This is a genomic window from Erwinia sp. PPS120 (genome assembly GCF_047918655.1).
In the GTDB taxonomy this organism is placed as follows: domain Bacteria; phylum Pseudomonadota; class Gammaproteobacteria; order Enterobacterales; family Enterobacteriaceae; genus Erwinia; species Erwinia tasmaniensis_A.
Map to the genome: position 1 here is coordinate 26,061 of NZ_JBLREF010000038.1, position 19,679 is coordinate 45,739.

Annotated in this window: 15 protein-coding genes, 1 tRNA gene and 1 pseudogene; 12 read left to right on the top strand and 5 right to left on the bottom strand. The window is 56.9% G+C overall.

Features of this window, described 5'->3' with window-relative positions:
- The first annotated feature begins 40 nt into the window (after positions 1 to 40).
- From ACLRGG_RS18205 to mltB, 5 genes and pseudogenes are all read left to right on the top strand, one after another.
- Positions 41 to 3,799: a nitrate reductase subunit alpha gene (locus tag ACLRGG_RS18205; RefSeq protein WP_416251087.1), complete on the top strand. Its 3,759-nt coding sequence runs from the start codon at positions 41 to 43 to the stop codon at positions 3,797 to 3,799.
- Positions 3,796 to 5,316: pseudogene (gene narH, locus ACLRGG_RS18210) on the top strand (nitrate reductase subunit beta); the annotation flags it as partial. The gene ACLRGG_RS18205 and the pseudogene narH, both read left to right, overlap by 4 nt.
- A 98-nt stretch (positions 5,317 to 5,414) precedes the next feature.
- A complete protein-coding gene (narJ, locus tag ACLRGG_RS18215) occupies positions 5,415 to 6,152 on the top strand; it encodes a nitrate reductase molybdenum cofactor assembly chaperone (RefSeq protein ID WP_416251088.1) in 738 nt (245 codons plus the stop codon).
- The gene (narI, locus tag ACLRGG_RS18220; protein WP_416251089.1) at positions 6,140 to 6,817 is read left to right on the top strand and encodes a respiratory nitrate reductase subunit gamma; all 678 of its coding nucleotides are present in this window, start codon (positions 6,140 to 6,142) and stop codon (positions 6,815 to 6,817) included. Before narJ ends, narI begins: the two co-directional genes overlap by 13 nt.
- 243 nt (positions 6,818 to 7,060) lie before the next feature.
- Positions 7,061 to 8,128 (top strand): lytic murein transglycosylase B, encoded by a 1,068-nt coding sequence (gene mltB, locus ACLRGG_RS18225; protein ID WP_416251090.1) that lies wholly within the window; start codon positions 7,061 to 7,063, stop codon positions 8,126 to 8,128.
- 3 nt (positions 8,129 to 8,131) lie between these two features.
- On the opposite strand, the gene ACLRGG_RS18230 is transcribed toward mltB, so the two are convergent.
- Genes ACLRGG_RS18230 through ACLRGG_RS18250 form a run of 5 tightly spaced genes read right to left on the bottom strand, consistent with a single transcriptional unit; the run spans position 8,132 to position 12,439 of the window.
- Positions 8,132 to 8,908: an ABC transporter ATP-binding protein gene (locus ACLRGG_RS18230; RefSeq protein ID WP_416251091.1), complete on the bottom strand. Its 777-nt coding sequence runs from the start codon at positions 8,906 to 8,908 to the stop codon at positions 8,132 to 8,134.
- Positions 8,905 to 9,591, bottom strand: a complete 687-nt coding sequence (locus ACLRGG_RS18235) for an ABC transporter permease (protein ID WP_416251092.1) — start codon at positions 9,589 to 9,591, stop codon at positions 8,905 to 8,907. Before ACLRGG_RS18235 ends, ACLRGG_RS18230 begins: the two co-directional genes overlap by 4 nt.
- A gap of 10 nt (positions 9,592 to 9,601) precedes the next feature.
- Positions 9,602 to 10,321, bottom strand: a complete 720-nt coding sequence (locus tag ACLRGG_RS18240) for an ABC transporter permease (RefSeq protein ID WP_416251093.1) — start codon at positions 10,319 to 10,321, stop codon at positions 9,602 to 9,604.
- 50 nt (positions 10,322 to 10,371) lie between these two features.
- Positions 10,372 to 11,223, bottom strand: coding sequence for a transporter substrate-binding domain-containing protein (locus ACLRGG_RS18245; RefSeq protein WP_416251094.1), 852 nt, complete (start codon positions 11,221 to 11,223; stop codon positions 10,372 to 10,374).
- A gap of 25 nt (positions 11,224 to 11,248) precedes the next feature.
- Entirely contained in the window at positions 11,249 to 12,439 is a 1,191-nt protein-coding gene (locus ACLRGG_RS18250) for a M20 metallopeptidase family protein (RefSeq protein WP_416251095.1), read from the bottom strand.
- A gap of 280 nt (positions 12,440 to 12,719) precedes the next feature.
- On the opposite strand from ACLRGG_RS18250, the gene tam reads away from it, so the two are divergent.
- From tam to ACLRGG_RS18285, 7 genes are all read left to right on the top strand, one after another.
- The gene (gene tam, locus ACLRGG_RS18255; RefSeq protein WP_416251096.1) at positions 12,720 to 13,493 is read left to right on the top strand and encodes a trans-aconitate 2-methyltransferase; all 774 of its coding nucleotides are present in this window, start codon (positions 12,720 to 12,722) and stop codon (positions 13,491 to 13,493) included.
- A gap of 139 nt (positions 13,494 to 13,632) precedes the next feature.
- Entirely contained in the window at positions 13,633 to 14,127 is a 495-nt protein-coding gene (gene pncC, locus ACLRGG_RS18260; protein ID WP_416251097.1) for a nicotinamide-nucleotide amidase, read from the top strand.
- Positions 14,128 to 14,224: 97 nt separating this feature from the next.
- Positions 14,225 to 15,283: a recombinase RecA gene (recA, locus tag ACLRGG_RS18265; RefSeq protein WP_416251098.1), complete on the top strand. Its 1,059-nt coding sequence runs from the start codon at positions 14,225 to 14,227 to the stop codon at positions 15,281 to 15,283.
- A 226-nt stretch (positions 15,284 to 15,509) separates the two neighbouring features.
- On the top strand, positions 15,510 to 16,022 hold the full coding sequence (locus ACLRGG_RS18270; protein WP_416251099.1) for a regulatory protein RecX: 513 nt from the start codon (positions 15,510 to 15,512) through the stop codon (positions 16,020 to 16,022).
- Between the two features lie 142 nt (positions 16,023 to 16,164).
- Positions 16,165 to 18,792: an alanine--tRNA ligase gene (alaS, locus tag ACLRGG_RS18275; protein WP_416251100.1), complete on the top strand. Its 2,628-nt coding sequence runs from the start codon at positions 16,165 to 16,167 to the stop codon at positions 18,790 to 18,792.
- A gap of 248 nt (positions 18,793 to 19,040) precedes the next feature.
- Positions 19,041 to 19,226 (top strand): carbon storage regulator CsrA, encoded by a 186-nt coding sequence (gene csrA, locus ACLRGG_RS18280; RefSeq protein ID WP_026112062.1) that lies wholly within the window; start codon positions 19,041 to 19,043, stop codon positions 19,224 to 19,226.
- Positions 19,227 to 19,562: 336 nt separating this feature from the next.
- Positions 19,563 to 19,655 (top strand) — tRNA-Ser (locus tag ACLRGG_RS18285).
- Positions 19,656 to 19,679 lie beyond the last annotated feature (24 nt).

Below are 19,679 nucleotides of genomic sequence, written 5' to 3' on the forward strand. Positions count from 1 at the left end.
TGAAGCCTGTGATAACACCAGGCCTTCAGGAGAATACCGGATGAGCAAATTTCTGGACAGATTCCGCTACTTTAAACGGGCGGAACCGTTTTCTGGTAACCATGGCCAGACACTCGATGCCAATCGCGACTGGGAAGCGGGTTACCGCAGCCGCTGGCAGCATGACAAGGTGGTTCGCTCCACTCACGGGGTCAACTGCACCGGATCGTGCAGCTGGAAAATTTTCGTCAAAAATGGTCTGGTGACCTGGGAAACGCAGCAGACTGACTACCCACGCACCCGACCAGATTTACCCAACCATGAGCCGCGAGGTTGCCCGCGCGGCGCCAGCTACTCCTGGTATCTTTACAGCGCCAATCGTCTGAAATATCCGCTGATGCGCAAGGCACTGATTGCGCTGTGGCGTGAAGCAAAAGCCCGGCACAGCGATCCGGTGCTGGCCTGGGACAGCATTGTCAGCGACCCGGAGAAAGCCCGGAGCTATAAAGCCGCGCGCGGACGCGGCGGCTTTGTGCGTTCAAGCTGGCAGGAGGTGAATGAGCTGATCGCGGCGTCGAACGTCTATACGGCTAAGACTTTCGGCCCGGATCGCATTATGGGGTTTTCACCCATCCCGGCGATGTCGATGGTCTCCTATGCGGCCGGTTCGCGCTACCTCTCGCTGATTGGCGGCGTCTGCTTAAGCTTCTACGACTGGTACTGCGATCTGCCGCCCGCCTCGCCGATGACCTGGGGCGAACAGACCGATGTGCCGGAGTCGGCCGACTGGTACAACGCCTCCTACATCATCGCCTGGGGCTCTAACGTGCCGCAAACCCGTACGCCGGATGCGCACTTCTTTACGGAAGTGCGCTACAAAGGCACGAAAACGGTCGCGGTAACGCCGGACTATGCCGAAGTCGCCAAGCTGTGCGATCAGTGGCTCAATCCGAAGCAGGGTACGGACAGCGCGATGGCGCTGGCGATGGGTCATGTCATGCTGAAAGAGTTCCATCTTGACCGTGAGGTGAGCTATTTCCGCGACTACGTACGCCGCTATACCGATATGCCGATGCTGGTTCTGCTGGAGCCACGCGAGGGCGGCTACTATGCGGCGGGGCGTCAGCTGCGCGCCAGCGACCTGGTAGATGGTCTGGGCCAGCAAAATAATCCCGAGTGGAAAACCATTGCTATCAATCAGCAGGATGGTGAGCTGGTGGTGCCTCAGGGTTCGATGGGTTTCCGCTGGGGTGAAAAGGGCAAGTGGAACCTGGAGCCGCGTGAAGGGACCGCTCAGCAGGAGGTTGGACTCCAGCTCAGCCTGCTGGGCAGTCATGATGAGGTAGTTGAGGTGGGTTTCCCCTATTTCGGCGGCATCGTCAGCGAAAACTTCAACAGCGTGGCGCTGGAAGCTATCCAGCGCCACAGGCTGCCGGTCAGGCGCATACGGCTGGCGGACGGCAGTGAGGCGCGGGTGACCAGCGTTTACGATCTGACTCTGGCGAATTACGGTCTGGATCGGGGGCTGGACGATGTTAACTGCGCCCGCGACTACGATGATCTTAAGGCCTACACCCCAGCCTGGGCCGAGCAGGTGACCGGCGTGTCGCGGCAGAATATCATTCGCATCGCCCGTGAATTTGCCGACAATGCCGAAAAAACCCGTGGCCGCTCAATGATCATCGTCGGTGCCGGAATGAACCACTGGTATCACATGGACATGAACTACCGTGGGCTGATCAATATGCTGATTTTCTGCGGCTGCGTCGGTCAGAGCGGCGGCGGCTGGTCGCACTATGTCGGCCAGGAAAAGCTGCGGCCGCAAACCGGCTGGACGCCGCTGGCCTTTGCGCTGGACTGGCAGCGCCCACCGCGCCATATGAACAGCACCTCCTTCTTTTATAACCACGCCAGCCAGTGGCGCTATGAGACGCTTTCCCCCGACGAGCTCCTGTCGCCGCTGGCAGATAAATCCCGCTACAGCGGCAGCCTGATTGACTTCAACGTCCGTTCCGAGCGCATGGGCTGGCTGCCTTCCGCACCGCAGCTTAACGTTAACCCGCTACATATTGCAGCCAGGGCGAAAGCGGCAGGACAGACGGCGGTGGACTACACCGTTGAGAGCCTGAAGCAGGGCAGCCTGCGCTTTGCCGCCGAGCAGCCGGATAATCCGCAAAACTTCCCGCGCAACCTGTTTGTCTGGCGTTCCAACCTGCTTGGCTCATCCGGTAAGGGGCATGAGTACATGCTGAAATATCTGCTGGGGACCGAACATGGCATTCAGGGTAAGGATCTGGGTAAGCAGGGTGGCATGAAGCCGGAAGAGGTCGAGTGGCAGGATACCGGCGGTGAAGGCAAGCTGGATCTGGTGGTGACGCTGGATTTCCGCATGTCCAGTACCTGCCTCTATTCCGATATCGTGCTGCCCACCGCGACCTGGTATGAAAAAGACGATATGAACACCTCGGATATGCATCCGTTTATTCATCCCCTTTCGGCGGCCGTTGACCCGGCGTGGGAATCGAAAAGCGACTGGGAGATCTATAAGGGCATCGCTAAGACTTTCTCGGAAATCTGCGTCGGTCACCTGGGGCAGGAGATTGATATCGTTACGCTGCCGATCCAGCACGATTCAGCGGCGGAGCTGGCGCAGCCGCTGGGCGTTAACGAGTGGAAAAAGGGCGAATGTGAGCTGATCCCCGGAAAAACCGCCCCACATATTATTGCGGTCGAGCGTGACTATCCGGCGACGTACGCACGCTTCACCGCGCTCGGCCCGCTGCTGGACAAGCTGGGGAACGGTGGGAAGGGCATCAGCTGGAACACACAGACGGAGGTCGAATTCCTTAAACAGCTTAACTACGTCAAAGCCGATGGCCCGGGGGCGGGCAGGCCGAATATCGACACGGCGATTGATGCCGCTGAAGTGATCCTCTCTCTGGCGCCGGAAACCAACGGCCAGGTGGCGGTGAAAGCCTGGCAGGCGCTCAGCGATATCACCGGGCGCGATCATACGCATCTGGCGTTAAATAAAGAGGATGAGAAGATCCGCTTCCGCGATCTTCAGGCTCAGCCGCGAAAAATTATCTCCAGTCCGACGTGGTCAGGGCTGGAGGATGAGCACGTCTCCTACAGCGCCTGTTATACCAACGTGCACGAGCTGATCCCTTGGCGCACCCTGAGCGGTCGCCAGCAGCTGTATCAGGATCACGAGTGGATGCGCGCCTTCGGTGAAAGCCTGCTGGTCTATCGCCCACCTATTGATACCCGCGCCGCTGCGCCGCTGCTGAATCAGAAGCCAAACGGCAATCCTGAGCGGGCGCTTAACTTCCTGACGCCACATCAGAAGTGGGGGATCCACTCGACCTACAGCGATAACCTGCTGATGCTGACCCTGTCGCGCGGCGGTCCGATTGTCTGGATCAGCGAAGAGGATGCGCAGGCGCTGGGCATTGTCGATAACGACTGGATCGAAGCCTTTAACGCGAACGGCGCGCTGACCGCCCGGGCCGTAGTCAGCCAGCGTATACCGGCCGGAATGACCATGATGTACCACGCGCAGGAACGCATCGTAAATATCCCTGGATCCGAAATAACCCACCAGCGCGGCGGCATCCACAATTCGGTGACCCGCGCCTGTCCGAAACCGACCCATATGATCGGCGGCTACGCCCAGCAGTCCTACGGGTTCAATTATTACGGCACCGTGGGATCCAACCGCGATGAGTTTGTGGTGGTCAGAAAAATGAACAAAGTGAACTGGCTGGACGGTGAGGGCAACGATCAATGTCAGGGCAGCCAGCAGGAGAAAAAAGCATGAAAATTCGCTCACAGGTCGGCATGGTGCTGAATCTGGACAAATGTATCGGCTGTCACACCTGCTCGGTCACCTGCAAAAACGTCTGGACCAGCCGGGAAGGAATGGAATACGCCTGGTTTAACAACGTTGAGAGCAAGCCGGGACTGGGTTATCCCCACGCCTGGGAAGATCAGCAGAAGTGGAAGGGTGGCTGGATCCGCAAGATCGGCGGCAGGCTTGAGCCGCGTATGGGCAGCCGTGTCGGGGTGCTGGCAAAAATCTTTGCTAACCCCGATCTGCCCGGACTGGATGATTACTACGAACCCTTTGACTATGACTACCAGACGCTGCATAACGCCCCGGCGGGCAAACACCAGCCGATTGCGCGCCCGCGTTCGCTGATCACCGGGCAGCGCATGAAAAAAATTGAAAACGGGCCAAACTGGGAGGAGATCCTCGGGGGGGAATTTTCCAAACGCTCGGCTGATAAAAACTTCGACAATATGGAGAAAGCGATTTACGGCCAGTTTGAACACACCTTTATGATGTATCTGCCGCGCCTGTGCGAGCACTGCCTCAATCCCGCGTGCGTGGCAACCTGCCCGAGCGGGGCGATTTACAAGCGCGCAGAGGATGGCATCGTGCTTATCGATCAGGACAAATGCCGCGGCTGGCGTATGTGCCTGACCGGCTGTCCTTATAAAAAGATCTATTTTAACTGGAAGAGCGGCAAGTCGGAAAAGTGCATTTTCTGCTATCCCCGCATCGAAGCAGGACAGCCGACGGTCTGCTCCGAAACCTGCGTGGGGCGTATTCGCTATCTCGGCGTCCTGCTGTATGACGCCGATCGGATAGAACAGGCGGCGTCGGTGGAGAACGACAAGGATCTCTACCAGCGTCAGCTGGATATCTTCCTCGATCCCAGCGATCCGGAGGTTATCGCCGCCGCGTTAGAAGAGGGCATCCCGCAGAGCGTGATTGACGCCGCCCAGCGTTCGCCAGTGTATAAAATGGCGATGGAGTGGAAGCTGGCGCTGCCGCTGCACCCTGAATACCGTACGCTGCCGATGGTGTGGTACGTACCGCCGCTGTCGCCAATTCAGTCGGCCGCAGATGCCGGTGAGCTGGCGCATACGGGCATGCTGCCGGACGTCGAAAGCCTGCGCATTCCCGTGCAGTATCTGGCTAATCTGCTGACTGCGGGCGATACCGCGCCGGTGCTGCTGGCGCTGAAGCGGCTGCTGGCAATGCGGCACTATAAACGTGCGGAAACGGTAGAGGGCACGCTGGATACCCGCGCGCTGGAGCAGGTGGAGCTGACCCGGGCGCAGGCGGAAGAGATGTATCGCTACCTGGCGATTGCAAATTATGAAGATCGCTTTGTGGTGCCCTCAAGCCACCGGGAACTGGCGCGCGATGCGTTCGCAGAAAGCAAAGGCTGCGGCTTCAGCTTTGGCGACGGCTGCCACGGCAGCGAAGGGAAATTCAACCTGTTTAACACCCGCCGCATCGACGCCATCGACGTCACCCGCAGGAGCGCGCCGCAGGGGGCAGCCTCCCGCGCCAATTCTGTTAACGCCGTAAGTGAGAATGGCATCCACGCTGCCGCCAGACACGCCCCCGGGGAGGATAGCCTGTGATACTGCTACGCATCATCTCACGCCTGCTGGATTATCCCGATCAGGCATTAGTTGACCACCAGCACAGCCTGGCTGAGGCGCTGGATACGGCTGGCGACCTGACGCTTCCCGACGCCGCCGGGCTGGTGGCGTTTATCCACCAGCTCTGCGCGCGCCCGCTGCTGGAGGTGCAGGCTGACTACTGCGCACTGTTCGATCGCGGCCGTGCGACGTCTCTGCTGCTGTTTGAGCATGTCCATGGTGAATCGCGCGATCGCGGGCAGGCGATGGTCGATCTGCTGGCCCAGTACCGTGCGGACGGGCTGGAGCCTGATGCTAAAGAGCTGCCGGACTTCCTGCCGCTTTACCTCGAGTATCTGAGTAACGGTGATGCGCGTCGGGCGCGAAGCGGGCTACAGGATATTGCCCCGATTCTGGCGCTGCTGGCGGCGCGGTTGCAGCAGCGCGAAAGCGGCTATGCGCGGCTGTTCGAAGCCCTTCTGACGCTAGCCGGGAGCGATCTCGATGCCCGATCGCTGCTGCCGGAGGTGATAAAAGAGGCCCGCGACGATACTCCCGCCGCGCTGGACGCCGTCTGGGAGGAGGAGCAGGTGAAATTCCTCGGAGAACAGGGCTGCGCATCGGCCCAGCAGGCCCGTCATCAGCAGCGCTTCGCTGGGGCGGTTGTACCAAAGTATCTGGAGGTGGCACAGGCCACGGCGCGATCAACGGGAGGCCCATCGTGCAATTCTTAACGCATTTCTTCTTTGATATTTATCCCTGGCTGGCAGGAACGGTATTTCTGCTGGGCAGCTGGCTGCGCTATGACTATGGGCAGTACAGCTGGCGGGCAGGCTCCAGCCAGATGCTCGATAAAAAGGGCATGCGGCTGGCCTCAAACCTGTTCCATATTGGGATTATCGGCATCCTGCTGGGGCATTTTGTTGGCCTGCTTACGCCGCACTGGGTCTATCAGGCATTTCTGCCGGTAGACGCTAAGCAGAAACTGGCGATGGTGGCCGGCGGCGTCTGCGGTTTGTTGACGCTGGCGGGCGGCGCGCTGCTGCTCAAACGCCGCCTGTTTAATCCTCGCATACGGGCCACCAGCAGCGTTGGCGATATTTTGATCCTGACGCTGCTGGTGGTGCAGGCGGCTCTGGGGCTGCTGACCATTCCCTTCTCTGCCCAGCATATGGACGGTAGCGAAATGATGAAGCTGGCGGCATGGGCGCAGGCGGTGGTCAGCTTTCACGGCGGCGCGTCGCAGCATTTACAGGGCGTGGCACCGATCTTTCGGCTGCATATGGTGCTGGGAATGACGCTGTTCCTGCTGTTTCCCTTCTGTCGCCTGGTTCACATCTGGAGCGCGCCGGTGGAGTATCTCACCCGTCGCTATCAGCTGGTCCGTCATCGTCGTTAAGCGTCATCGCCCCGTCGTGTAATGCCGGAGGCTGGCGTCGTTAAGACGCAGCATTCGCATTATCTCCATAAGCAGGCTGCCCCAGGGCAGCCTGCTTTTTTACAGTCCTGGAAACAGGATGACCATGCCGTCGCGCAGGGTGAAACACATGACTATTATTTTCGCGTCCCATTTCATCATCAGGGCCAATGAACTACCCTGTTCACAACTCTTTTTCGCATCGACTCTGGACAGGGATATTTCATGCGTTATCTGCTTTCACTGCTGCCTGCACTGGTTTTACTCTCCGCCTGCAGCAGCCATAAACCGCCTCAGGCCGTCGAGCCGCAGGGGAATCCCTTCGGCGGGGGATTCCGGCTGGACGCCAGCCACGATTACCATCCCCTGAGAGGCGATTTTGCGAATAACCCCGCCGCCGAACGCTTTGTAGATAAAATGGTGCGTGAGCATGGCTTTCAGCGTCAGCAGCTGCATGACGTGCTGGCGCAGGCGAAGAACCTTAACTGGGTGGTACGGCTGATGGATCGTCAGGCGCCGATCTCTCAGGGACCAACCGGGCCGAATGGTGCATGGATCCGCTATCGTGCCAAATTTATTACGCCGTCAAACGTGCAAAACGGCGTGGCATTCTGGGATCAGTATCAGGACGCGCTACAGCGCGCTTATAAGGTTTATGGCGTGCCACCGGAGATCATCGTTGGCATTATCGGCGTGGAAACGCGCTGGGGCCGCGTAATGGGCAAAACCCGTATTATTGATGCGCTCTCCACGCTGGCCTTTAACTATCCCCGCCGTGCCGACTTTTTTAGCGCCGAGCTGGAGACCTTTCTGCTGATGGCGAGGGAAGAGCATGACGATCCGCTGGATCTTCGCGGCTCCTACGCGGGTGCAATGGGATACGGTCAGTTTATGCCCTCATCCTTTAAAAGCTACGCGGTAGATTTTAATGGCGATGGGCATATTAACCTGTGGGATCCGGTCGATGCGATTGGCAGCGTGGCGCACTATTTCAGCGAGCACGGCTGGCAGAAAAATGGCACGGTAGCCGTACCGGCAACCGGCCCTTCCACCACCTGGGAAACCGGCTTCAAAACCCGCTACTCGGTGGCATCGCTTGCCGCTGGCGGCTTCCAGCCGCAGATCAGACTGGACGGCAATCAGCAGGTCAGCCTGCTGCGGTTTGATATGGGTAACAGCTATCAGTACTGGTTTGGGCTGCCTAACTTTTATGCCATCACCCGCTATAACCACAGCAACCACTACGGCATGGCGGTGTGGCAGCTGGGGCTGGCGGTACGTGATGCCCGCTAACGGTTAATAATTGCGCTGAAAATGGCTGCTGACAAAGGCGCGACAGCGATCCGACAGAGGATCGCTGAAAACCTGTTCCGGCGGGCCTTCTTCTTCAATGACGCCCTGATGCAGAAAGATCGCCTTGTTCGATACCTCTCTGGCAAAGCCCATCTCATGGGTGACGATAATCATGGTGCGTCCCTCGTCGGCCAGGCTGCGGATCACCTTCAGCACGTCTCCGACCCGTTCAGGATCCAGCGCCGAGGTTGGCTCATCAAACAGAATGGCCTTAGGGTGCTGGGCCAGCGCACGGGCAATGGCGATACGCTGTTGCTGACCGCCGGAAAGATGGGCGGGCCAGGCATCTTTTTTAGCATACAGTCCGACTTTTTCCAGCAGCGCTTCCGCCTCTTCAATACACTCCCGGCGGTTGCGCTTTTGCACATGCACCGGCGCTTCGATGATGTTCTGCAACACGGTGCGATGCGGCCAGAGATTAAAACTCTGAAAGACAAAGCCCAGCTGCTGGCGAATTCTCTTCACCGTAGCCTGCTGCGCGCGCGTCAGCGCAGCGCCCGTTCCCGTCAGGCTGATTTTTTCATCCGCCAGCTGGATCTCACCCCCCTGGGGGACCTCAAGAAAGGGAATGCAGCGCAGTAGCGTGCTCTTGCCCGAACCGCTGGCACCGATCAGGGAAATCACATCACCATCATTGGCGGTCAGGCTGACATCATGCAGCACCTCATGCTGACCAAAACTCTTCTTTATATTACGCAGCGTCAGGGTGGGGGGCGTCATGCTTGTGCTCCGAACTTATCGGGTGAAAGACATTTCTCACAAAGCGTCATCGCCTGGGTAACGATTAACGATATTGCCAGGTAAATCACCGCCGCACTGATAAAAACCTCCAGTGCGCGGTAGGTCGAAGAGACTTCCGCATTGGCGATGCCGGTCACGTCCATCAGGCTGATGGTGCTGACCAGCGAGGTTGATTTCGCCATAGAGATAACCTCGTTGCTGTAGGCGGGCAGGGCCTGACGCACGGCGATCGGCAGTGTGATGCGTCTGAGGATCGTAACGGAGGACATGCCGCAAACGCGAGCGGCCTCAATCGCGCCCGACGGAACGGCGCGAATGCCGCCGCGCAGGATCTCAGCGGTGTAGGCGGCATCGTTCAGGATCAGCGCCAGCAGGCCACACCACCAGGGATCGCGCAGAAAAGGCCAGAGCATGCTGTGACGGATTGCGCTGATATTGCCCAGGCCGTAGTAGATCATAAAAATCTGGATCAGCAGCGGCGTGCCGCGAAACAGAAAAATGTAGCTTTTCGCCACGTAGCTCCCTGTGCGGCTGGTGCGCAGCAGATTAAGTAACAGCGCCAGCACGCCGCCGCCCAAAAGCGACAGCACCGTCAGGTTGATCGTGAGCGGCAGGCCGGCTAACAGCTTTACAAAGGTCTCTTGTATAAAAGTAAAATCCATGGCTGCGCCCTTAATGCTGGTGAGTGTTCTGACCGCGCTGCGACCTTTTTTCCGCCTGGCGAATGACCACCTCAGAAACGGTAGTGATCAGCAGATAGATAACGGCGCCAACGGCTAAGAAGAAGAAGGGCATCTGGGTGGAGCCTGAGGCGACCTGCACCTGGTTCATGGTTTCTACCAGGCCGGTGACCGACACCAGCGCCGACTCTTTAATTACCGACTGCCACTGATTTCCTAACCCCGGAATGGCGCTGCTTAACGCCTGCGGGACAATAATCCTGCGGAACATTACCCCCTTGCCCATACCCACCACCGTCGCTGCTTCCAGCGTCCCTCCTGGAATGGTGGAGTATGCGCCGCGGAAAACCTCTGCCTGTCCCGCACCTGAAATCAGTCCGATAGCCAGCGCACCGGCGATAAAGCCACTGATATCGAAAGGGCCCTGCATGCCCAGCGCCTGGCCGAAAAACGCCAGCGCCTGACGCCCGCCAAAGTAGAAGATATAGATAACAATCAAATCGGGTATGCCGCGTAGCACCACGGTATAGCCCCCGGCCAGGCGTTGCAGCCAGCGGTTGCCGGCAATTTTGGCCCAGGCCACCAGACTGCCAATCGCCGAGCCGAGCAGAAAGGCGCAGAGCGAAACGGATACCGTTACGCCTGCGGCTTTCAGCAGCACGGGCCCCCAACCCTCAGGGCCAAAACCCAGAAGCTGCCAGTCAATCCCCATCAGAGACTCCGGTCAAAACAGGGGCATCAGGTTGATACCAATCCATTGGCTCAGGCTTTTGGCGCAAGGTCGATACCGAACCATTTAATAATCAGCGCCTTCATCGTGCCGTCCTTTACCATGGAATCAATGGCTGCGTTCATCTTCGTCTGTAGCGCGGTATCCTCTTTGCGCAGGCCAATTGCAGATCCTTCACCCAGTATGCCGTTCTGGAAGGTATAGCCCGTCAGCAGCCCGTTACCGCCGCTGCGTTTAACATAGGCGGTAAGGTTTGGCACCGCGGCCATCACCATATCTACGCGACCCGCATCCAGATCGAAGAAGGTATCCTTGCCGTTGGGATAGGTGCGGATAGTGGCGATATCGCCAAAGTATTTCTTCAGGAAGTCGGCCTGGATAGTGGCAACCTGAACGCCGACGGTCTTGCCCTTCAGTACTTTGGCCAGGCTGTCGATAGCAGGCTGCGTGGCGTTGGCGTCACTGAGGGACACTTTGACGCCGCTGCCCGGCAGGCTGGTAACGCTGCCATCTTTGGTGGTGACAAAGCCGGAACCGCCATTGATGTAAGGATGGGTAAAGCTAATGGTTTCCTGACGCTTCGGGGTGATGGAGATGGCATCAAAAATCGCGTCATATTTCTTGTCCAGCAGGCCGGCAATCATGCCGCTCCAGTTCTGCGGCACAATTTTGTAGTCGAAGCCCGCGCGCCTGGCGATCTCTTTGATCATATCTGGCTCAAAACCAACGATCTCACCGCTGGGGGTGGTCTGGTTATAGGGCGGGAAGCCGCCTTCGGTGGCGAAGGTTACGGAGGAAAGATCTCTCGCCTGTAACGGCGGCAGGATCAGCAGGCCCAGTGCGGCGATGACCCCGCTCAGGAAACGTTTGCGTGTCAGATTCATTAACTACCCCGGTTAAAAATAATGATTAAGAGAGAATATCCAGTGCCAGACGGGTCAGGGCGATTGTCCCTAAGCTGATGCAGCTTTCGTCCGGCTGGTAATCGGAATTGTGCAGATGGTCATGGCGACCGGGTTGAGCCGATCCAATATGGATCTGACAGGCAGGTATAAGCTCAGAGAAGTAAGAGAAATCCTCGGCGCCAAAGCTGCTGCCCTGCTGAACCTCAGGTTTTTTGTTGAACTGGCGGGTAAGACTCTCTATCGCCCGATCGACCAGGCGGTCGTCGTTAATCAACGGCGGGACGCCGCGCTGATAATCAATTTCCACCTGCACATTGAATGCGATCGCGGCACCTTCGCAAATGCGACGAAACGATGCTTCAATGCGATCGCGCGAGGCGGCAGAGCGCGCCCGGACGGTTCCTCTGAACAGGCAGGCGTCCGGGATAATATTATGGATGGCGCCGCCCTCAATATGACCCACGGTCAGCACGGCGGAGTGGGCCGGATCCATCTCGCGGGAAATAATGGTCTGTAGCTGGGTGATCAGCCATGCCGTCGCCACAATCGGATCAACGGTAGTGTGCGGTCGTGCCGCGTGGCCGGATACCCCGATAACACGCACGTCAAATTCGTCGCAGGAGGCGGTACTGGCTCCCCGCGTGAGCAGGATATTTCCCGCCGGCAGTTCGGGGCGGTTATGAAAGGTAATCGCCAGCTCCTGCCCCTCCGCTGCGCCATCGGCAATCATCGCCGCCGCACCGCTTTCGGTCGTCTCTTCGGCAGGCTGGAAGATCAGCCGGAGGGAGCCTTTCAGCTCAGGCTGCAGCGCTTTCACCGCAGCGGCTACGCCCAGCAGGGTGGTGGTATGCAAATCATGACCGCAGGCATGCATCTTTCCTGGCCAGACGCTGGCGAAGGGCAGGCCGGTTTTCTCTTCTATCGGCAGCGCGTCCATATCGGCGCGCAACAGCAGGTTAGGGCCTGCTTTTTCACCCTTGATATCGAGCATCACGCCCGTTTTACCGATACCGCGTATGGGCTTATAGCCCAGCCTTTCCAGCTCCTTAATGACGACTCCGGCGGTACGATGGGTATCAAAACCCAGCTCAGGATGGGCGTGGATGTCCCGGCGGAGGGTCACCAGATGTGGCTCCAGCTCGTTGACCACGGCGGTAATTCGCTGGTCAATATCCTCTGGTTCAGACGCGTTCATTACTTCCCCTGTGTTAAATACGCTTTGCCTGCTGCTTGCGGACAACAATAATCAGAAAACAGCCGCTCTTTTATCAACGGCTAATTGTTATAAGAATTCGATAATGTCCAAATGATCGGCAGGAAACAAGCGATGCGGCGTAAAACAGACCCACCTGTGGGTAGACATGACGCTGGGCAGAGATTTCCCCCAAAACGTCAGCCCGAGGCAGATGAATACTTTGCCGTTGTCCGCAGGCATTCTAAAGTTATCAGACCGAAATACGGTTGATGAGGATGATATGAACGACTGGAACCCCGATCTCTATCGTCAGTTCGAAGCTGAGCGAACCCGTCCGGCCAGGGAGCTACTTGCACGCATTGTCCACAATCACGTGCAGCAGGTGACCGATCCTGGCTGCGGCCCTGGCAACAGTACCGAACTGCTTTATCATGCATGGCCCGCGGCCAGCATCACCGGGCTGGACAGTTCGCAGGCTATGCTTGAGCAGGCCCGTGAACGACTGCCGAACTGTCAGTTTATTCAGGCTGATATTCAGCACTGGCGGGCCAGTCAACCTCAGGATGTGATCTATGCGAATGCATCCTTACAGTGGCTGAGCGACCATCAACGGCTGCTGCCGCATCTGATTTCACAGCTGGCGGAGCGCGGCGTGCTGGCGGTACAGATGCCGGATAATCTCGACCAGCCGACCCACAGCCTGATGCGCAAAGTAGCGGAGTCGCCCGCCTGGCGGGAGAAAATCGGTGAGGAGGCGTCCCGGCGCAAGCGAATACTGTCCGTCGATGCCTGTTACGATCTGCTTAGCGCCGCCGGTTGTTATGTGGATATCTGGCATACGACCTATTATCACATCATGCCTTCGCACGCGGCGATAATTGACTGGCTAAAAGCCACCGGCCTGCGGCCTTTCCTTGCGCCCCTGACGGAAGATGATCAGCGGGTGTTTCTCACGCAGTATCACCGTGAGCTGGAAGGGGCCTATCGGATCCGTGAAGATGGAAATCTACTGATGCCTTTCCCGCGCCTGTTTATCGTGGCGCAGAAAGGGTAGGGGGATGCTTTACTGATTGTTGAGCATACCATGGTGCCAGCAATGGAAAGCATCTCGCAACCCGGGAATGCGCTGCGCGCCGGGGCGATAAAAAGTGATAATGTGTCTCTCTTCACGGGTGAACGCACAGGGAGTAAAAATGAACGATAATGAATTACACCAGCTGAGCGCGGATATTGGTCAGCGATTGCTTAGCCAGCGGGCGACGCTCACCACGGCTGAGTCCTGCACCGGCGGCTGGATCGCAAAGGTCCTGACCGATATTGCCGGCAGTTCCCAGTGGTTTGAGCGCGGTTTCGTCACCTACAGTAACGACGCCAAGCAGGAACTGGTAGGGGTAACGGCGGCCTCACTGTCGCGCTTTGGTGCCGTGAGTGAAGAGGTGGTAAGGGAGATGGCCGAGGGAGCGCGTGATAAAGCCCATGCTCAGTATGCTATTTCCGTCAGCGGCATTGCCGGGCCGGACGGTGGCACCGAGGAAAAACCCGTTGGCACCGTATGGTTCGGTTTCGCCGCTGCCGGTAAAACCACTGAGGCGCAACGGCAGGTTTTTGTTGGTAACCGCGAGGCCGTTCGCCGCCAGGCCACGGCCTGGGCGCTGCTCAGACTACGTAAACAGTTTCTGGAAAAATAAACTTGATACTGTATGACTATACAGTATAATTGCTTCCATATTGAAGATGATGCAAAGCCACATAAGTGTGCTTTACCCCGCGTGATTAGGAGTTGAAATGGCTATTGATGAAAACAAGCAAAAAGCACTGGCAGCAGCGCTGGGCCAGATTGAAAAGCAATTTGGCAAAGGCTCGATCATGCGCCTGGGTGAAGACCGCACTATGGATGTGGAAACCATCTCCACCGGCTCCCTGTCGCTGGACATCGCACTGGGTGCGGGTGGTCTGCCGATGGGCCGTATCGTAGAAATCTATGGCCCGGAATCCTCAGGTAAAACGACGCTGACCCTACAGGTCATCGCCTCAGCGCAGCGTAAAGGCAAAACCTGCGCATTTATCGACGCCGAGCATGCTCTGGATCCGGTCTATGCGAAAAAGCTGGGCGTGGACATCGACAACCTGCTGTGCTCTCAGCCCGATACCGGTGAGCAGGCGCTGGAAATCTGTGACGCCCTGGCGCGCTCAGGTGCGGTAGATGTGATAATCGTTGACTCCGTGGCGGCGCTGACGCCGAAAGCGGAGATCGAAGGTGAAATTGGCGATTCTCATATGGGCCTTGCGGCACGTATGATGAGCCAGGCGATGCGTAAGCTGGCGGGTAACCTGAAAAACTCCAGTACGCTGCTGATCTTTATCAACCAGATCCGTATGAAAATCGGCGTTATGTTTGGTAACCCGGAAACCACTACCGGTGGTAACGCACTGAAGTTCTACGCCTCTGTTCGCCTGGATATTCGCCGCATTGGTGCCATCAAGGAAGGCGATGAGGTGGTGGGCAGTGAAACGCGAGTGAAGGTGGTGAAGAATAAAATCGCCGCACCTTTTAAGCAGGCCGAGTTCCAGATTATGTATGGTGAAGGCATCAATACCTTCGGTGAACTGGTGGATCTGGGCGTGAAGCACAAGCTGATCGAAAAAGCCGGTGCATGGTATAGCTACAACGGCGATAAAATCGGCCAGGGTAAAGCCAATGCGGGCAACTTCCTGAAAGAGAACCCGGCGACCGCTAACGAGATCGACACCAGGCTGCGCGCGATGCTGCTGAATAACCCGGATAGCAAGCCGGATTTCATCCCGACCGAAGCTGAAACTGACGAAGCCAGCGAAGCCAACTAAATGGGCTGATGGTCTGCCTGAGCGAAATGCGCGACTGTTTTGCTCAGATGCGGGCCAGTAAGCAAAAAAGAGCGGTGTCAAAGCCGCTCTTTTTTATGTCCGCCACGCCTGCCCGCACCTGGTTTTACCGTATCTGCAAAAATCCCCGCACATCTTTGTTTCTTTGCCCGTTCCTCGCTACCCTTAACCTGAACCTGTTATTAACCCAATCCTTTTATGGAGAATGATGTCTGACGCCAGCGAACGTACCCAGTTTTCTCGTCTTTTAGACCGGGCGATGCGCATTCTGGCAATGCGTGACCATAGTGAGTCCGAGTTTCGCCGTAAGCTCACGCTTTCCGCGGAGCGTGCCGCCCTGTTTGCTAAAACAACGTCACAGGAGCCCGAAACGCTCTCTCCGGAACTGACAGATAAGGTGGTCGCCTGGTGTTTTGAAAACCGCTATCTGGACGATGCCCACTTTGCCGAACGCTTCGTTGCCAGCCGCAGTCGCAAAGGCTACGGTCCACAGCGTATCCGCATGGAGCTGGGGCAGAAGGGCGTTGAAAAATCCCTGACTGACCAGGCGCTGGCAGAGGCGGATATTGACTGGGAAGCCCAGGCCCTTGCGGCGGCCGAACGTAAGTTTGGCCTGCCGCTGCCAACTGAATGGAAGGAAAAAGCGAAGGTCCAGCGCTATCTGATGACAAAAGGCTTCCTTTCTGACGATATTCGCGCGATTTTCTCAAATTTCGGCTAATGACCGTCATTGGGATTTTACTTCCCAGCGCAGAAATTTTATCTTATTCACCACTTTATGATCGTGCATTGTCGGTATCAGGGTTTTCCTGTCGGCAGAGTAAAATCCACGAAACGTTTGTTAGCGTGATTTCAGGATAATTATGAGCAAAAGCACTGCAGAGATTCGCCAGGCGTTTCTCGATTTCTTTCATGGCAAGGGACACCAGGTTGTAGCCAGTAGCTCCCTTGTGCCGACGAATGACCCGACATTACTGTTTACCAATGCCGGTATGAACCAGTTTAAAGATGTCTTCCTTGGTGGGGACAAACGCAGCTATTCGCGCGCCACCACCTCGCAGCGCTGCGTTCGCGCAGGCGGCAAGCATAACGATCTGGAAAACGTCGGTTATACCGCACGTCATCACACCTTCTTTGAAATGCTGGGCAACTTCAGCTTTGGCGACTACTTCAAGCATGATGCTATCAGCTATGCCTGGGAGTTATTAACCGGCGCGGAGTGGTTCAATCTGCCAAAAGATAAGCTCTGGGTGACCATTTACGAAACCGATGACGAGGCTTTTGACATCTGGGCCAACGATGTGGGCGTACCGCGTGAGCGTATTATCCGCATTGGCGACAACAAAGGCAGCGCCTACGCCTCGGATAACTTCTGGCAGATGGGCGATACCGGCCCGTGCGGTCCCTGTACCGAAATTTTCTTTGATCACGGCGACCATATCTGGGGCGGCCCTCCGGGTAGCCCGGAAGAGGATGGCGATCGCTATATTGAGATCTGGAACATCGTCTTTATGCAGTTTAACCGTCAGTCGGACGGAACCATGCTGCCGCTGCCAAAACCCTCTGTCGATACCGGTATGGGGCTGGAACGTATCACCGCCGTATTGCAGCACGTCAACTCTAACTACGAGATTGATCTGTTCCAGAAGCTGATTAAGGCCGTGGCTGACGTGACCGGCGCCACCGACCTTAGCAATAAATCACTGCGCGTGATTGCCGATCATATTCGCTCCTGCGCGTTCCTGGTGACCGATGGCGTTGTCCCATCAAACGAAAACCGTGGCTACGTTCTTCGCCGCATTATTCGTCGTGCCATCCGCCACGGCAATATGCTGGGCGCACAGGGTAGTTTCTTCTGGAAGCTGGTGGCACCGCTGATTGAAGTAATGGGCCCGGCGGCTCATGATCTGGTCGAGCAGCAGGCGCATGTTGAGCAGATTCTGCGTACTGAGGAAGATCAGTTTGCAAAAACCCTCGAGCGTGGTCTGGCGCTGCTGGATGAAGAGCTGGATAAGCTTACTGGCGATACGCTTGATGGTGAAACCGTCTTCCGCCTGTACGACACCTTTGGCTTTCCGATGGATCTCACGGCGGACGTGTGCCGTGAGCGTAACCTGAAAATTGATGAAGCCGGCTTCGAGCAGGCGATGGAGCAGCAGCGCCAGCGCGCGCGTGATGCCAGCGGTTTCGGCACCGATTACAACAATGTGATCCGTATTGATGAAGCCTCTTCTTTCAAGGGCTACGACCAGCTTGAGCTGAACGCGACCGTTACCGCTATCTTCGTAGACGGCAAGCCCGCCAGCGAGATTTTAGCCGGTCAGGTAGGGGTGATTGTCCTGGACGAGACGCCTTTTTATGGCGAATCGGGCGGTCAGGTTGGCGACACGGGCGAGCTGAAGAGCAGTGCGGCGCGCTTTGCCGTGACGGATACGCAGAAGTACGGCCAGGCGATTGGTCATATCGGCAGGCTTGAATCTGGCCATCTGCGCACCGGCGAGCGGCTGGAAGCAGACGTCAATCCGACGCGTCGCGCCCGCATCCGTCTGAACCACTCTGCGACGCATCTGCTGCATGCCGCGCTGCGCGAGGTATTAGGCCACCACGTGGCGCAGAAAGGCTCGCTGGTGAACGATAAGTACCTGCGCTTCGACTTCTCTCATACCGAAGCTATGAAGCCGCAGGAGATCCGTCAGGTCGAAGAGATCGTTAATGCGCAAATCCGTCGGAATCTGGCGGTTGAAACCAACATCATGGAGCTGGAAGCCGCGAAGGCGCACGGTGCCATGGCGCTGTTCGGCGAAAAATATGATGATCACGTGCGCGTTCTCACCATGGGAGATTTCTCTACTGAACTCTGTGGCGGTACGCATGCCAGCCGTACGGGCGACATTGGTCTGTTCCGTATTCTTGCGGAATCCGGCACGGCAGCGGGCATACGCCGTATCGAAGCCGTGACGGGTGAGAGCGCCCTGACGCAGATGTACGCACAAAGCGAGCAGCTACAGGATATCGCTCAGCTTATTAAAGCGAACAGCAGTAACCTGAATGAAAAAGTTCGCGCCATGATCGAAAACGTGCGTGGACTGGAAAGAGAGCTTCAGCAGTTGAAGGATCAGCAGGCAGCACAGGAAAGCGCTTCACTGAGCAGTCAGGCGATTGAAGTAAAAGGCACCCGGCTGCTGGTCAGCGAGTTGAAAAACGTTGATCCGAAAATGTTGCGTACGATGGTCGATGAACTGAAAAACCAGCTGAAGTCTGCCATCATCGTGCTGGCGACGGTTGCAGATGGTAAAGTCTCTCTGATCGCCGGGGTGACCAAAGATCTTACTGACCGCGTTAAAGCTGGCGAACTGGTGGGTGAACTGGCCCGGCAGGTCGGCGGAAAAGGCGGCGGGCGTCCGGACATGGCTCAGGCGGGCGGGACGGATGCTCAGGCGCTACCAGCCGCGCTGGCTGGCGTCGAGTCATGGATTGCAACAAAACTGTAAGTCTAATAAAAATGCATCTCAGAAGGCGCTGCAGGGGGATTCCCTCAGCGTTTTTCTGATTGGGTGCGGGCCAAAACACATAAAGTCAGGTTGACGGTGCCTATTTCGGCTAAACTAAGTATCAGCATAATGTATTGGTATGATGGTGCAGTTGTAATGTATTTGTCATAGTCTACATTTAGCGTTATACGATGGATAATGCCGGGCGACACTTGACCCGACTCTTTTAATCTTTCAAGGAGCAAAGAATGCTTATTCTAACTCGTCGAGTTGGTGAAACCCTCATGATCGGTGATGAGGTGACTGTAACGGTGCTGGGTGTCAAAGGGAACCAGGTTCGCATCGGTGTGAACGCCCCTAAAGAAGTATCGGTTCATCGCGAAGAAATTTATCAGCGTATTCAGGCCGAAAAAACTCAGCCAACGAGTTACTAACGGATCCAGCGTCTCGCTGCCAATAGCGAGGCGCTACCGGTTTGCTGTTTTTCCCTCCCATTCTCCGCCATTCCTCTGTTACCCCCATTGTTATCGCCTTTGCAGCCTGCTTTTTTTGTTGGCCTACACCACTAATCGTTGTTGACCAGCCCTGGTTTCATTGTTGATAAATCACTCTTTTTGTCGTCAAAACACCCCAATCGCCTGCGAAATGTGCAATTAAACACGTAAGGGGAAAAATTGTTTGACTTATAAGTCCGCCAAAGTAATATGTGCGCCACGCAGTGCCGATGAGCAGAAACAACGTTCTGAAGCACAACTCGCAAGAGTGCGTATGGTGAGGTGGCCGAGAGGCTGAAGGCGCTCCCCTGCTAAGGGAGTATGCGGTCAAAAGCTGCATCCGGGGTTCGAATCCCCGCCTCACCGCCATTTGCATCCGTAGCTCAGCTGGAT